This is a genomic window from Microbacterium mangrovi, assembly GCF_000802305.1.
Lineage (GTDB): Bacteria > Actinomycetota > Actinomycetes > Actinomycetales > Microbacteriaceae > Microbacterium > Microbacterium mangrovi.
The window spans coordinates 73,470-85,694 of the sequence record NZ_JTDK01000011.1; the positions used below are offsets into that span (position 1 = coordinate 73,470).

Consider the following 12,225-nt stretch of genomic DNA (forward strand, 5'->3'; position numbering starts at 1 on the left):
TCGCCCGTGCCGAGCGGATGATCCGGTCGATCCCGGACTATCCCGAGCCCGGAGTCCTGTTCCGCGACATCACGCCGCTGCTCGCGGATGCCGCGGCGCTGCGCACGGTCGTCGAGGCGATGATCGCGCCCTTCGAAGGGCGCTTCGACGTCGTCGCCGGCGTCGAGGCCCGCGGGTTCCTGCTGGCCGGCGCCGCCGCGATCGCGGCCGGAGTGGGGCTCGTGCCGATCCGCAAGCAGGGCAAGCTCCCGCGGCCGGCGGCCGCCGTCTCGTACGACCTCGAGTACGGCTCGGCGACGATCGAGGCGCACGACGACATGCCCGTGGGATGCCGCGTCCTCCTGCTCGACGACGTGCTCGCCACCGGCGGCACCCTGCGCGCCGCCCACGAACTCGTCGACCGACTCGGCGCGCGGGTGGTCGGCACGGCGGTGCTCATGGAGCTCGAGGCCCTCGGCGGACGCGCCCTGGTGGGCGACGTGCACGCCGTGTTCCGGGTGTCCTGATGCGCGCCGTCACCCGGCTCCGCTCTGCCGCCGCCCTCGCCGTGCTCGCGGTGGCCCTCACCGGCTGCACCGGCACGCCGGCGTCACAGGCCTCCGGAACGCACTCGGCGACGGCATCCGCGACGCCGAGCCCGACGCCCACTCCCACGCCGACGCCGACCCCGGCCGACCCCATCGCGGACCTCAGCCTGGCCCAGCGCGTGGGGCAGCTGTTCATGGTCGGCACGGTGCTGCCGAATGCGGATGCCGCGACCGTCGCCGCGATCACGGATCGCCACGTGGGCAACGTGTTCCTGCACGGACGCTCGTCGGCGGGGGCGACCGCGATCGCAGCCCTCACCGCGAGGTTCCGCGCCCTGGTGTCGCGGGCATCCACGGGCGGCATCCCGCTGTGGATCTCCACCGATCAGGAGGGCGGCACCGTTCAGGTGCTGTCCGGACCCGGATTCGACCAGATCCCGTCCGCGCTGATGCAGGGCCGGATGCCGTCCGCGCAGCTGCGCTCGGACGCGGCCGAGTGGGCGCGGCAGCTGAAGGACGCCGGGGTGAACATGAACCTCGCGCCGGTCGCCGACATCGTCACGAGTCCCGCGACCGCATCACAGAATCCCCCGATCGGGCAGCTGAACCGCGAGTACGGCTTCGACCAGGCCTCGGTCGCCGTGGGCGCGGGGAACTTCGCCGACGGCATGCGTGCCGGGTCGGTCATGCCCGTGTTCAAGCACTTCCCGGGTCTCGGCCGCGTGACGGCGAACACGGACTTCTCGGCCCACGTCGTCGACACGGTGATCGGCCCGGATTCGCCCGACGTCCGCGTCTACTGGTCGGTGCTTGCGCAGGGTCCTGCGTGCGTGATGGTCTCCAGCGCGTACTACGACCGGATCGATCCGTCGACGCCGGCCGTGTTCTCGCCGAAGGTGGTGCAGAACCTGTTGCGCGACCAGGTCGGGTTCGACGGCGTCGTGATGACCGACGACGTGTCCGCCGCCGTGGCGGTGAAGGCCTGGACGCCGGCCGAGCGCGCGGTCAAGGCGATCCAGGCCGGAGTGGACATCGTGCTCGTGGCATCCGACCCGAGCGTCCTCGCGCCGATGTACGACGCGGTGCTCGCCAAGGCGAAGTCCGACCCGGCGTTCGCCGCCGAGGTGGATGCCGCCGCGCGCCGCGTCGTGGCGGCCAAGGCCGCCCAGGGGGTCGTCCCGGTGCCGTGAGGCCTGGTTTTACGCGGCGACGCGGGTGACGGCGGCGATCGCGGACTCGAAGAAGGTGAGTCCGTCGACGCCGGAGCGCATCGCGGCGGCCGTGTCGGGCCCGAAGCCGGGCTCGGTGGCGTGCTCCGGGTGCGGCATGAGCCCCACGACGTTGCCGCGCTCGTTGGTGACGCCGGCGATGTCGTTCAGCGACCCGTTCGGGTTGACGCCCGCGTAGCGGAAGGCGACGAGGCCCTCGCCCTCGAGCCGCTCGAGCGTCGCAGCGTCGGCGATGTACCCGCCCTCGCCGTTCTTCAGCGGGATCGTGATCTCGGCGCCCTGTTCGAACCCGTTCGTCCACGCGGTGTCGGCGTTCTCGACGACGAGCCGCTGGTCGCGGCGGATGAAGTTCTGCAGATCGTTGCGGATCAGGCCGCCGGGCAGCAGGTGCGCCTCGACGAGCATCTGGAAGCCGTTGCAGATGCCGAGCACGGGCATGCCGGATGCGGCGGCATCCTTGACCTCGCTCATGATCGGTGAGAGCGCCGCGATCGCGCCGGAGCGCAGGTAGTCGCCGTAGCTGAAACCGCCGGGCAGCACGAGCGCGTCGACGCCCTGGAGGTCGTGGGAGCCGTGCCACAGCGCGACGGGCTCGGCCCCGGCCAGCCGGACCGCGCGCTGCGCGTCGCGGTCGTCGAGGGAACCGGGGAACGTGATGACCCCGATGCGGGTGGTCATTCGACGACCTCGATGCCCACGACGTCCTCGATGACCGAGTTGGAGAGGATGTCGGCCGCGATCTGCTCGGCCTGCGCGAGCACGGCGTCGTCGACGGGACCGTCGACGGTGAGCTCGAAGCGCTTGCCGATCCGGACGCCGCTGAAGGCATCGACGCCCAGGCGTCCGAGGGCGCCGGCGACGGCCTTTCCCTGCGGATCGAGAAGTTCGGCCTTGGGCATGACGTCGACGACGATGGTGGGCATTCTGGCTCCAGAAGTCGTGGGCAGGCTGTCCCTCCAGTCTAGGACCCCGGGACGGAGTCGATGACGGCCGGCGGCGAGGGGACGGGCGCGACGGAGAGAACCGCGCATTGACGCGAATGAGAGCGCTCCCATAGAATGCAAGGATGACGACTCGACGCGAGTTTCCCGCCGACTTCCTGTTCGGCGCCGCCACGGCGGCCTACCAGATCGAAGGCGCGGCCCACGAAGACGGCCGCACCGACAGTATCTGGGATGCCTTCGCGCGCGTGCCGGGTGCGGTCATCAATGCCGACAACGGCGAGGTCGCCTGCGATCACTACCACCGGTACCGCGACGACGTCGCACTGATGAAGCGCCTGGGCCTTCAGACCTACCGCTTCTCGACCTCGTGGTCGCGCGTGCGCCCCGACGGCGGTCCGCTCAACCGCGCCGGGATCGACTTCTACAAGCGGCTCGTCGACGAGCTCAACGCCGCCGGCATCCGGCCGTGGCTCACCCTGTATCACTGGGACATGCCCGAGGCGCTGCAGCAGCAGGGCGGCTGGACCAACCGCGACAACGTCGCCCGCTTCACCGACTACGCCCTCGACGTGCACGAGGCGCTCGGCGACGCCGTGCCGGTGTGGACGACGCTGAACGAGCCGTGGTGCTCGTCGTTCCTCAGCTACACCGCAGGGCTCCACGCGCCCGGGCACATGAGCGTGCGCGAGGGGCTGCTGGCATCCCACCACCTGCTTCTCGCCCACGGGCAGACGGTTCAGGCGCTGCGTGCGCGGGATGCCGGCCTGAACCTCGGCATCACGCTGAACCTCACCGTCGCCGAGGCGGTCGACCCGCGGGATGCCGCCGACGTGGATGCCGCCCGTCGCATCGACGGCCAGTTCAACCGCTGGTTCCTCGATCCGGTGTTCCGCGGCGTTTACCCGGCCGACATCGTCGAAGACATCCGCGCCGTCGACGCCGACGCGGTGGCCGCGTTCGAGCAGGCCGTGCAGCCGGGCGACCTCCATGACATCTCCACGCACATCGACACGCTGGGGGTCAACTACTACCACGGCGAGTACGTGTCCGGTCATGAGCCGGCCGTGCCCGTCGACGGCGGCGACGCCCCGACCGACCGTGAGGGGGCATCCCCCTTCCCGTCGCACCACGACATCCACTGGCACGACCGCGGCCTGCCGCGCACCGGCCAGCACTGGGAGGTGCAGCCCGAGGGTCTCACCGCGCTGCTGCGCCGCGTGCACGACGACTACGCGGATGCCGCCGGAACGGCCCTCTTCGTCACCGAGAACGGCGCGGCCTACGACGACCAGCCGGTCGTGGAGGACGGACAGACCCGCGTGCACGACGCCGCCCGCGCCGACTTCCTCGAGGGTCACCTCGGGGCGATCGCAGACGCCATCGACGCCGGAGTCCCGGTGGGCGGCTACTTCTACTGGTCGCTGCTGGACAACTACGAATGGGCATGGGGCTACGAGAAGCGGTTCGGCATCGTGCACGTCGACTACGACACGCAGGTGCGCTCGCCGAAAGACAGCGCGCTGCGTTACGCCGACATCATCGCGGCGCGCACGATCTGAGGGCTGAGAGCGGTACCATCCGGTCGGAGGGATTCAGGATGGCAGAAGCGATGGGGACCGTCACGATCGAAGAGGTGGCGGCGGCGGCGGGGGTGTCGCGCTCGACGGTCTCGCGGGTGGTCAACGGTTCGGAGCTGGTGCGTCCCGACACCGTCGCGGCCGTGCAGAAGGTGATCGCCGAGTTGCACTACGTGCCCAACCGGGCCGCCCGGTCGCTGGCGAGCCGGCAGACGATGGCGATCGCGCTGGTCATCCCGGAAGACACCAGCCGGTTCTTCGGCGATCCGTTCTTCGCTGCGATCGTGCCCGGGATCAACGCCCGGCTGCGTCGCGCGGGCTACATGCTGAACCTGCTCATCGCCGACTCCGACCCCGGCAACCGGCTCACCGGCTACGTTCGCGGCGGCTACGTCGACGGGGCGATCATCGTCTCGCACCACACCAGCGACACGTTCATCGACCACATCGTCGCGGCGGTCCCGGTCGTCTACGGCGGACGCCCCGCCCAGCACCGGCCCGGGACCTACTACGTCGACGTCGACAACGTGGCGGGGGCCCGGGAGGCCACCCGTCACCTCATCGAACGCGGATGCCGCACCCTCGGCACGATCACGGGCCCGCGGTCGATGCCCGCCGGCATCGACCGGCTCGAGGGATTCCGGCAGGCGCTGGCTGAGGCCGGCATCCCGGAGGGTCCCGTCGTCGCGGGCGACTTCAGCGTCGAGGGCGGCGCCGAGGCGATGCGGTCCATCCTGGCGGCCGGCGAAGTGCCGGACGGCCTGTTCGTGGCGAGCGACCTGATGGCGCAGGGTGCGCTGACCACGGCGCAGGGCGCCGGCATCCGGATCCCGCAGGACCTCAAGGTCGTCGGCTTCGACGACTCCAGCGTCGCGACCGCGGTCAACCCGAAGCTGACCACGATCCATCAGCCGTCGTACGAGCAGGGCGAGCTCATGGCCGAGATCCTGCTCGACATCCTGTCCGGCGGCAAGCCGCCGCACGAGACGATCATGCCCGCCGAACTCGTGGTGCGCGAGTCGACCTGATCGCGGCGCTCAGGCGCTGGTGAGGCGGGTCAGCAGCTCGCGATAGCGCGCCGCGGTGCGCTCGACGATCTCGGCGGGGAGCTCGGGCGGAGTGCCCTGCTTGTCCCAGTGGGCGGCCAGCCAGTCCCGCACGATCTGCTTGTCGAAGCTGGCCATGCGCTCGGCCGGGGTCGTGCCGGTGGCCCAGGCCTCGGCATCCCAGTAGCGCGAGGAATCGCTGGTGAGCACCTCGTCGGCGAGGGTGAGGACGCCGTCGGCATCCACCCCGAACTCGAACTTGGTGTCGGCGAGGATGACACCGCGCTGCTCGGCGGCGGCCGCCGCGCGCTCGTAGACCTCCAGCGACAGGTCGCGCAGCTCCTCCGCGCGGTCGGCACCCACGATCTCGATCATCCGGTCGAACGAGATGTTCTCGTCGTGCTCGCCCTGCGGTGCCTTGTAGGCCGGGGTGAAGATGGGGGCCGGAAGCCGGTCGCCGTCCGAGAGTCCGGCCGGGATCCGGATGCCGCACACGGTGCCGCTGTGCTGGTACTCCGCCCAGCCCGACCCGGTGAGGTATCCGCGCACCACGCACTCGATCGGCTGCATGTCGAGGGCTTTGACGAGCATCGACCGACCGGCGACCTGGTCGGGCACGTGCCCTTCGAGGAGGTGATTCGGGATGCTGCGCCCGCCGTCGCCGCCGGCGAGCCGGTCGAACCACCACAGGCTGAGCGTCGTCAGCAGCACGCCCTTGCCGGGGATGCCGGGGCTCAGCGCGAAGTCGAAGGCGCTGACCCGGTCGCTGGCGACCAGGAGCATCCGGTCGGGGGCCGCCGTGGTCCCTGAGCTCGTCGAAGGGTCGGGGACGTAGAGGTCGCGGACCTTGCCGGAGGAGACGTGCCGCCATCCCGGCAGCTGGAGGGGGGATGCCACCCGCCCATCATCCCAGACGCGCGGAGCGCCGCGCCCCGGTCAGCCCGCCGGGGTGATCGAATCGACGAACGCGTACGCCTCGGCGACGACGCGGTCCCACGTGTCGGGCCGCGCCGGGGCGAGCGTCACCCATTCGCGCATCGGCTTGTCGCGCATGATCGCCGGGTCGGCGTCGCCGGCCTCGATCAGCTCGCCGACGCGCTGCTCCGGCAGTTTGGCGAAAAGCTTGCCGGTGAATCCGACGAAGGCGAACACCTTGCCGCGCACGCTCAGGCCCTCCGACGCGAACATGCGCCCGAGCGAGATGCCCGGCCGGTCGCGGTACTCGTCGACGATCCGGTCGAAGATCGCATACGACTCGGGGAACTTCTCGCGGCGCGACGGAGCGGATGCCATGTCGACACGGTACCCGGCACCCGGCGGGGTCGACAGGGGGTAGTCGATCCGGTATAGTCCATCTGGACTAATCGGAATGGACCATCCCGCATGAAAGACCCCACCTGCAAACTCACGCCGCTCGGCGTGATGATGCTGGCGCTGCTGCGCGAGGGCGACATGCATCCCTACGAGATGCTCCGGCTCATGCGTCAGCGCCACCGCGACCGGCTCGTGCCGATCACCAACGGCACCTTCTACCACACCGTCACGCGGCTGCAGAAGTTCGGTCTCCTCGTCGAGGTCGGCATCGACCGCGAGGGCAACCGGCCCGAGCGCACCACCTATGCGGTGACGGATGCCGGCACCCGCGCCGTCGTCGACTGGGTGCACGCCGAGCTGCCGCGCATCGACCACCCGGCCGAGTTCCCCGTGGCGCTCGCCGAGGCGCACAATCTGCCGCGCGACGCGGTGGCCGAGCTCCTCACCGAGCGCCGGGCGGCCCTCACCGGTGAGCACCGCCTCTACCAGGACGGGCTGGCGAGCGCCGTCGGCAAGGGCGTGCCCGAGCAGTACCGCATCCAGACCGAACGCCAGGAAGTTCTGCTGGCGGCAGAGCTCGCCTGGCTCGACGACTTCATCGAACGCCTCACGGCATCCGGGATCCCCTGGGGTCCGGAGGATGCCGAACTCCAGACAGCGACCACCGAAAGGCGGCTCAGCGAATGACTGAACCACACACCCGCGCCGATGCCAAGGCACAGGCATCCGACGCGCAGCGGGCGACCACGCCCGGGCCCATCACCGGCACCTACGCCACCGGGCACAAGCCCAAGAGTCCGTGGCCGGCCTTGTGGGCCCTGGTCATCGGCTTCTTCATGATCCTCGTCGACACGACCATCGTGTCGGTCGCGAATCCGGCCATCAAGGCCGCCCTCGACCCGCACTCCACCAACCTCGACAACGTCGTGTGGGTGACCAGTGCCTACCTGCTCGCCTACGCCGTGCCGCTGCTCATCACCGGCCGCCTGGGCGACCGGTTCGGGCCGAAGAACATCTACCTCATCGGCCTCGCCGTCTTCACGCTCGCGAGCCTCGGCTGCGGCCTGTCGCCCACGCTCGGGGTGCTGGTGCTCTTCCGCGCCGTGCAGGGGCTCGGGGCATCCCTGATGACCCCGCAGACGATGGCGGTCATCACCCGCACGTTCCCGGCGGAGTCCCGCGGCGCCGCCATGGGCCTGTGGGGTGCGACGTCGGGCGTCGCGATGCTGGTCGGCCCGCTCGCCGGCGGCCTGCTGGTGGACGGCTTCGGCTGGGAGTGGATCTTCTTCGTGAACCTGCCCGTCGGCGTCATCGGCTTCGTGCTGGCGTGGATCCTCGTGCCGAAGCTGAAGACCCACGAGCACCGCTTCGACATCGTCGGCGTCATCCTCTCGGCAGTCGGCCTGTTCCTCATCGTCTTCGGCCTGCAGGAGGGCCAGAACCAGAACTGGGATGCCCAGATCTGGATGATGATCGGCGGCGGCATCGCGATCATGGCGATCTTCGTCATCCAGCAGTGGAAGACGAAGTCCGAGCCCCTCGTGCCGCTCGGCCTGTTCAAGGACCGCAACTTCTCGATCGCCAACGGCGGCATCGCCACGGTCGGCTTCGTGGTGACCAGCATGTCGCTGCCGATGATGTTCTTCATCCAGCTCGGCCGCGGGCTCACGCCCACCCAGGCGGCGCTGCTGCAGATCCCGATGGCGGTCATCGCCGGCGTGCTCTCGCCGTTCGCCGGGCGCCTGCTGGACCGGGTGGACCCGCGCGTGCTGCTCGTTCCGGGGCTGCTGATCATGGCCGGATCCCTCTTCTGGTACTACACGCTGATGACCCCGGACACCCCGATCTGGATGTTCCTGCTGCCGTCGGCGACCATCGGTCTGGCCAACGCCGGCATGTGGGGGCCGCTGGCCACGACGGCGACCCGCAACCTCGAGCCGCGTCAGGCGGGCGCCGGCGCCGGCATCTACAACACGACGCGCACCATCGGCTCGGTGCTCGGTTCGGCGGCCGTCGCGGCGTTCATGCAGGGGCGCCTGGAGGCGAACCTCCCGGCCGCGGCATCCGGTGCGTCGTCGGGCTTCGGCACCGGTCAGCTGCCGTCGTTCATCGTCGGGGACTTCTCCACCGCGATGGCGCAGACGATGCTGCTGCCGGCCTGCGTGATGCTGATCGGCGTCGCGCTGGTGCTGTTCATGCAGCGCCCGAAGTTCCTCGACCGGCAGCGCTGAGCCCGGGCATCCCTCGCGGCCTTGAACCGACAACAATGGCGGGGCGCGAGCGCAATTGTTGTCGGTTGAGCGGGATGCCTACCGGAGGCCGTGGTCGTCGAGATAGGCGCGGGCCACGGTCTTCGGGGCGCGGCTCAGCCACGCGTCGGTGAGGAACTCGGCGAGGCGGTCGCGCTCGAGCGCCGCGAGGGGCGTCAGCACCGCGGGGTAACCCTGGAAGTGCGGGATGTCGAACAGCAGCTCGGGCTCTGCGGCGAGCAGCGCCGCCTTCTCGTCGACCGACTCGGTGCGGAAGGCCAGCACGTCGCCGTCGGGCCACGTGCGCCCGAGCGCGGCGAGCTGGTCGAGGTCGGACTGACGCGGCCCGCGCATCCACGCGAACTGCACCCCTCCGACGCGCCAGCCCGGCGCGGCGTTGTGCCCGTTGGTGCGTTCTTCGGTGCGCGGCAGGGCCAGGGCGATGGCACGCACGTCCTCGATCGTGGCCATGCCGTCATCCTGCCCCTCGGAAGCGGCCGCCGCACCCCACCCGGTGCCTTCCACCGACGACAATTGCCCCCGTGGGAGACGATTCTTGTCGGCGGAGCGGCCGACGAGGCTGTTCAACCGACAAGAACGGCGGTGATCCGACGCGAATCTTGTCGGTGGAACGAGGTGCGGAAACTCAGTCCTCGGGGTCGAAGGGGTCGATCGGGGCGTGGTGGTCCCACGCGACGACCCCGGTGCGCCAGTAGCCGCTGACCGCGGCCTGCGCGGGGCCGAGCCCCAGTTCGCGGCGCAGGTAGCGCCGCAGCGGCAGCAGGGCGGATGCCTCGCCGGCCGCGAACACGAAGGTGCCGGCATCCGGCGCGAGATCGCGCGCCTCGTCGGTGAGCTCCAGCTGCGCCTCGGTGACCGTGTACCGGCGGGCGTCGCCGAGGTAGGCGCGCGCGGCGTCCTCGGTGACGTCGCCGTAGACGAGCACGTCGATGTCGGTGGACTCCGGCAGCAGCTCGACGAAGCGGGATGCCGCGGGCAGCGCCGTCCCGTCGACCACGAGCAGGGCGCGCTCGGCATCCTGCGGCGCCGACGCCGATCCGCGCGGGCCGACGACCACCAGCTCGTCACCCACCGCGACGCGGGCGCCCCACTGGGCGGCCGGGCCGGCGTCCGCGTGGCGCAGGATGTCGATGTCGACCGACCGGGTCGTCCCCGTGTCGCGCACGTTCAGCGGGGTGAAGTCACGCCCGAACGTCTGCGCGGCGGGCCGGGTGATGCCGTCGTCGCCGTCAGCGACCGGCGCGACGAGCTCGCCCGTCACCGGGTTCGGGAAGTACACGCGCATGTGGTCGGTCGGACCCGTGCTGGCGAAGTCGGCGAATGTGTCGCCGGACAGCGTGACGCGCACGTAGTCGCCCACGTCCGTCACGGTGGTGACCGTCGCCGGCCGCGCCGTGAAGCGGTGCCGGGTGCGCTCGCGCTCGAACATCAGAGCCCTTCCGCGACGCGGGCGGCGATGTCGGTGCGCACCTGGGCGCCGGTCAGGTCGATGTTCTCGACCGCCGTGTACGCGCGCTCCCGTGCTTCGGAGAAGGTCGTGCCCACGGCGACGACGTTGAGCACGCGGCCGCCGGTGGCCACGAGGCCCGCCTCGTCGCGTCCGGTCGCCGCGTGCGCGAGGTGCACGCCCTCGACGGATGCCGCGGCATCCAGCCCGGCGATCTCGCGCCCGAGCACGGGGCGCACCGGGTAGCCCTCGCTGGCGACTACGACGGTCACCGCGCACACGTCGGCGAACGCCGGCTTCGGCTGGTCTTCGAGGGTTCCGGATGCCGCGGCCAGCAGCAGCTCGGACAGCGGGTCGACGAGCCGGGGGAGCACCACCTGGGTCTCCGGGTCGCCGAAGCGGGCGTTGAACTCGATGACCTTGATGCCGGCGTCGGTGAGGACGAGCCCCGCGTAGAGCAGGCCGATGAACGGGGTGCCCTCGGCATCCAGCTGGCGGATGACGGGCTCCGCGACCGTGCGCGTCACCTCGTCGACGAACTCCTCCTCGCTGCCGAAGCGGCCGTCGAGCCACGGCAGCGGCGAGTAGGCGCCCATGCCGCCGGTGTTCGGGCCCTGGTCGCCGTCTTGGAGACGCTTGTAGTCCTGCGCCGGGCTGAGCGGCAGCACGCGGTCGCCGTCGCTGAGGAAGAACAGGGAGACCTCGGGGCCGGCGAGGAACTCCTCGATGAGCACCGGCCCCGTGGGCAGGTACTGCTCGGCGTGGGCGAGGGCGGCCGCGCGGTCGTCGGTGACGATGACGCCCTTGCCGGCGGCGAGCCCGTCGGCCTTGACGACGTGCGGGGCGCCGAGGTCGTCGAGCGCGGCCTCGACCTCGGCCGCCGTGTGCGCGTGCACGGCCCGGCCGGTGGGGACGCCGGCGGCATCCATCACGCGCTTGGCGAAGGTCTTCGAGCCCTCCAGTTGCGCGGCCGCCTTGCCCGGACCGAACACCGGGATGCCGTGCTCGCGGACCTCGTCGGCGACGCCGGCGACCAGCGGGGCCTCGGGGCCGATGACGACCAGATCGATGTCGTGCTCGTTCGCGAAGTCGGTCACCGCCGACGGGCTGTTCTGGTCGAGCGGGACGACGGTCGCGTCCTGCGCGATCCCGGCATTGCCGGGGGCGGCGAAGATGACGTGCTCGGCCGCTTCGGACCGCAGCGACAGGATGATGGCATGTTCGCGGGCGCCCGACCCGAGCACGAGAATTCTCACCCTCCCAGCCTACCGACGGCCGATTCGGCGGGATGCCTGGATCCGACCCGCGTTACCAATTCTTGGTATCATGGGGGCCGTGGCCACCAACACGTCGATCAGCCTCGATGAGCACTTCACGGACTTCCTCGCCCGCGAAGTGTCGACCGGGCGCTATCGGTCGGCGAGCGAGGTGGTCCGCGCCGGTCTGCGCCTGCTCGAAGACCAGGAGACGCAGATGGCGGCGCTGCGGGCCGCGCTCATCGCCGGCGAAGAGAGCGGTGAACCGGAGCGGTTCGACTTCGACGAGTTCATCGCCTCGAAGCGGTCGTGAGGGTGGGCTCGTACCGCCTCACACCTGCCGCACGCCGAGATCTCTCGTCCATCTGGGACTTCACGGCCGAGCGCTGGGATGAGCAGCAGGCCGAGACGTACGTGCTCGAGATCGGGGACGCGGTCCAGCGGGCCGCGGATCGGCCGACTCGCGGCCGGGCCGTCGACGACATCCGCCCCGGCTACCGCCGCTACGCGATCGGCAGCCACGTGATCTTCTTCGTCGAGCGCGAGCACGGCGTCGACGTCATCCGCATCCTGCACCAACGGATGGATCCGACCCGTCACTTGTAGTGGTTGCAG

At 70.8% G+C, this 12,225-nt stretch carries 15 protein-coding genes; 8 read left to right on the forward strand and 7 right to left on the reverse strand.

Annotation, left to right across the window (positions count from 1 at the left end; all coding sequences use genetic code 11):
- Nucleotides 1-17: 17 nt before the first annotated feature.
- Complete coding sequence (locus LK09_RS12735; protein WP_197061057.1) at nt 18-506, forward strand: adenine phosphoribosyltransferase; 489 nt, start codon at nt 18-20, stop codon at nt 504-506.
- Nucleotides 506-1,717 (forward strand): glycoside hydrolase family 3 N-terminal domain-containing protein, encoded by a 1,212-nt coding sequence (locus LK09_RS12740; protein WP_039399971.1) that lies wholly within the window; start codon nt 506-508, stop codon nt 1,715-1,717. The genes LK09_RS12735 and LK09_RS12740 overlap by 1 nt, the downstream gene beginning before the upstream one ends.
- 9 nt (nt 1,718-1,726) lie before the next feature.
- On the opposite strand, the gene purQ is transcribed toward LK09_RS12740, so the two are convergent.
- A complete protein-coding gene (gene purQ / locus LK09_RS12745; protein WP_039399973.1) occupies nt 1,727-2,434 on the reverse strand; it encodes a phosphoribosylformylglycinamidine synthase subunit PurQ in 708 nt (235 codons plus the stop codon).
- A complete protein-coding gene (gene purS / locus LK09_RS12750; protein WP_039399976.1) occupies nt 2,431-2,679 on the reverse strand; it encodes a phosphoribosylformylglycinamidine synthase subunit PurS in 249 nt (82 codons plus the stop codon). Before purS ends, purQ begins: the two co-directional genes overlap by 4 nt.
- 143 nt (nt 2,680-2,822) lie before the next feature.
- Here purS and LK09_RS12755 point away from each other — a divergent pair, with 143 nt between their 5' ends.
- Together LK09_RS12755 and LK09_RS12760 are read left to right on the forward strand one after the other, a co-directional pair.
- Nucleotides 2,823-4,259, forward strand: coding sequence for a GH1 family beta-glucosidase (locus LK09_RS12755; protein ID WP_039399979.1), 1,437 nt, complete (start codon nt 2,823-2,825; stop codon nt 4,257-4,259).
- Nucleotides 4,260-4,297: 38 nt separating this feature from the next.
- Nucleotides 4,298-5,305 carry a LacI family DNA-binding transcriptional regulator gene (locus LK09_RS12760; RefSeq protein WP_039399981.1) on the forward strand — a complete coding sequence of 336 codons (1,008 nt, stop codon included), beginning with the start codon at nt 4,298-4,300 and terminating at the stop codon, nt 5,303-5,305.
- Nucleotides 5,306-5,314: 9 nt separating this feature from the next.
- Here LK09_RS12760 and LK09_RS12765 read toward each other — a convergent pair whose 3' ends face one another.
- Nucleotides 5,315-6,220, reverse strand: coding sequence for a phosphoribosylaminoimidazolesuccinocarboxamide synthase (locus LK09_RS12765; protein ID WP_039399984.1), 906 nt, complete (start codon nt 6,218-6,220; stop codon nt 5,315-5,317).
- 39 nt (nt 6,221-6,259) lie between these two features.
- Nucleotides 6,260-6,616, reverse strand: a complete 357-nt coding sequence (locus LK09_RS12770; RefSeq protein ID WP_052226734.1) for a hypothetical protein — start codon at nt 6,614-6,616, stop codon at nt 6,260-6,262.
- Nucleotides 6,617-6,706: 90 nt separating this feature from the next.
- On the opposite strand from LK09_RS12770, the gene LK09_RS12775 reads away from it, so the two are divergent.
- Entirely contained in the window at nt 6,707-7,324 is a 618-nt protein-coding gene (locus LK09_RS12775; RefSeq protein WP_052226735.1) for a PadR family transcriptional regulator, read from the forward strand.
- Nucleotides 7,321-8,868, forward strand: coding sequence for a DHA2 family efflux MFS transporter permease subunit (locus LK09_RS12780; RefSeq protein WP_156138783.1), 1,548 nt, complete (start codon nt 7,321-7,323; stop codon nt 8,866-8,868). Before LK09_RS12775 ends, LK09_RS12780 begins: the two co-directional genes overlap by 4 nt.
- 78 nt (nt 8,869-8,946) lie before the next feature.
- On the opposite strand, the gene LK09_RS12785 is transcribed toward LK09_RS12780, so the two are convergent.
- The 3 genes from LK09_RS12785 to purD all read right to left on the reverse strand — a co-directional run bounded on the left by LK09_RS12785 (nt 8,947) and on the right by purD (nt 11,610).
- Nucleotides 8,947-9,357, reverse strand: coding sequence for an MmcQ/YjbR family DNA-binding protein (locus tag LK09_RS12785; RefSeq protein WP_039399987.1), 411 nt, complete (start codon nt 9,355-9,357; stop codon nt 8,947-8,949).
- Nucleotides 9,358-9,532: 175 nt separating this feature from the next.
- Nucleotides 9,533-10,336 carry a siderophore-interacting protein gene (locus tag LK09_RS12790; RefSeq protein ID WP_039399990.1) on the reverse strand — a complete coding sequence of 268 codons (804 nt, stop codon included), beginning with the start codon at nt 10,334-10,336 and terminating at the stop codon, nt 9,533-9,535.
- Entirely contained in the window at nt 10,336-11,610 is a 1,275-nt protein-coding gene (purD, locus tag LK09_RS12795; RefSeq protein WP_039399993.1) for a phosphoribosylamine--glycine ligase, read from the reverse strand. Before purD ends, LK09_RS12790 begins: the two co-directional genes overlap by 1 nt.
- Before the next feature lie 70 nt (nt 11,611-11,680).
- Here purD and LK09_RS12800 point away from each other — a divergent pair, with 70 nt between their 5' ends.
- The gene (locus LK09_RS12800) at nt 11,681-11,923 is read left to right on the forward strand and encodes a type II toxin-antitoxin system ParD family antitoxin (RefSeq protein WP_231563032.1); all 243 of its coding nucleotides are present in this window, start codon (nt 11,681-11,683) and stop codon (nt 11,921-11,923) included.
- Nucleotides 11,920-12,216 carry a type II toxin-antitoxin system RelE/ParE family toxin gene (locus LK09_RS12805; RefSeq protein WP_231563033.1) on the forward strand — a complete coding sequence of 99 codons (297 nt, stop codon included), beginning with the start codon at nt 11,920-11,922 and terminating at the stop codon, nt 12,214-12,216. The genes LK09_RS12800 and LK09_RS12805 overlap by 4 nt, the downstream gene beginning before the upstream one ends.
- Nucleotides 12,217-12,225: the final 9 nt, after the last annotated feature.

Excerpts from the sequence above, each read along its gene's own strand:
- LK09_RS12735 (WP_197061057.1), top strand. The coding sequence starts at position 18 with ATGATCCGGTCGATCCCGGACTATCCCGAGCCCGGAGTCCTGTTCCGC.
- LK09_RS12740 (WP_039399971.1), top strand. The coding sequence starts at position 506 with ATGCGCGCCGTCACCCGGCTCCGCTCTGCCGCCGCCCTCGCCGTGCTC.
- purQ (WP_039399973.1), bottom strand. The coding sequence starts at position 2,434 with ATGACCACCCGCATCGGGGTCATCACGTTCCCCGGTTCCCTCGACGAC.
- purS (WP_039399976.1), bottom strand. The coding sequence starts at position 2,679 with ATGCCCACCATCGTCGTCGACGTCATGCCCAAGGCCGAACTTCTCGAT.
- LK09_RS12755 (WP_039399979.1), top strand. The coding sequence starts at position 2,823 with ATGACGACTCGACGCGAGTTTCCCGCCGACTTCCTGTTCGGCGCCGCC.
- LK09_RS12760 (WP_039399981.1), top strand. The coding sequence starts at position 4,298 with ATGGCAGAAGCGATGGGGACCGTCACGATCGAAGAGGTGGCGGCGGCG.
- LK09_RS12770 (WP_052226734.1), bottom strand. The coding sequence starts at position 6,616 with ATGGCATCCGCTCCGTCGCGCCGCGAGAAGTTCCCCGAGTCGTATGCG.
- LK09_RS12775 (WP_052226735.1), top strand. The coding sequence starts at position 6,707 with ATGAAAGACCCCACCTGCAAACTCACGCCGCTCGGCGTGATGATGCTG.
- LK09_RS12780 (WP_156138783.1), top strand. The coding sequence starts at position 7,321 with ATGACTGAACCACACACCCGCGCCGATGCCAAGGCACAGGCATCCGAC.
- LK09_RS12785 (WP_039399987.1), bottom strand. The coding sequence starts at position 9,357 with ATGGCCACGATCGAGGACGTGCGTGCCATCGCCCTGGCCCTGCCGCGC.
- LK09_RS12790 (WP_039399990.1), bottom strand. The coding sequence starts at position 10,336 with ATGTTCGAGCGCGAGCGCACCCGGCACCGCTTCACGGCGCGGCCGGCG.
- LK09_RS12800 (WP_231563032.1), top strand. The coding sequence starts at position 11,681 with ATGGGGGCCGTGGCCACCAACACGTCGATCAGCCTCGATGAGCACTTC.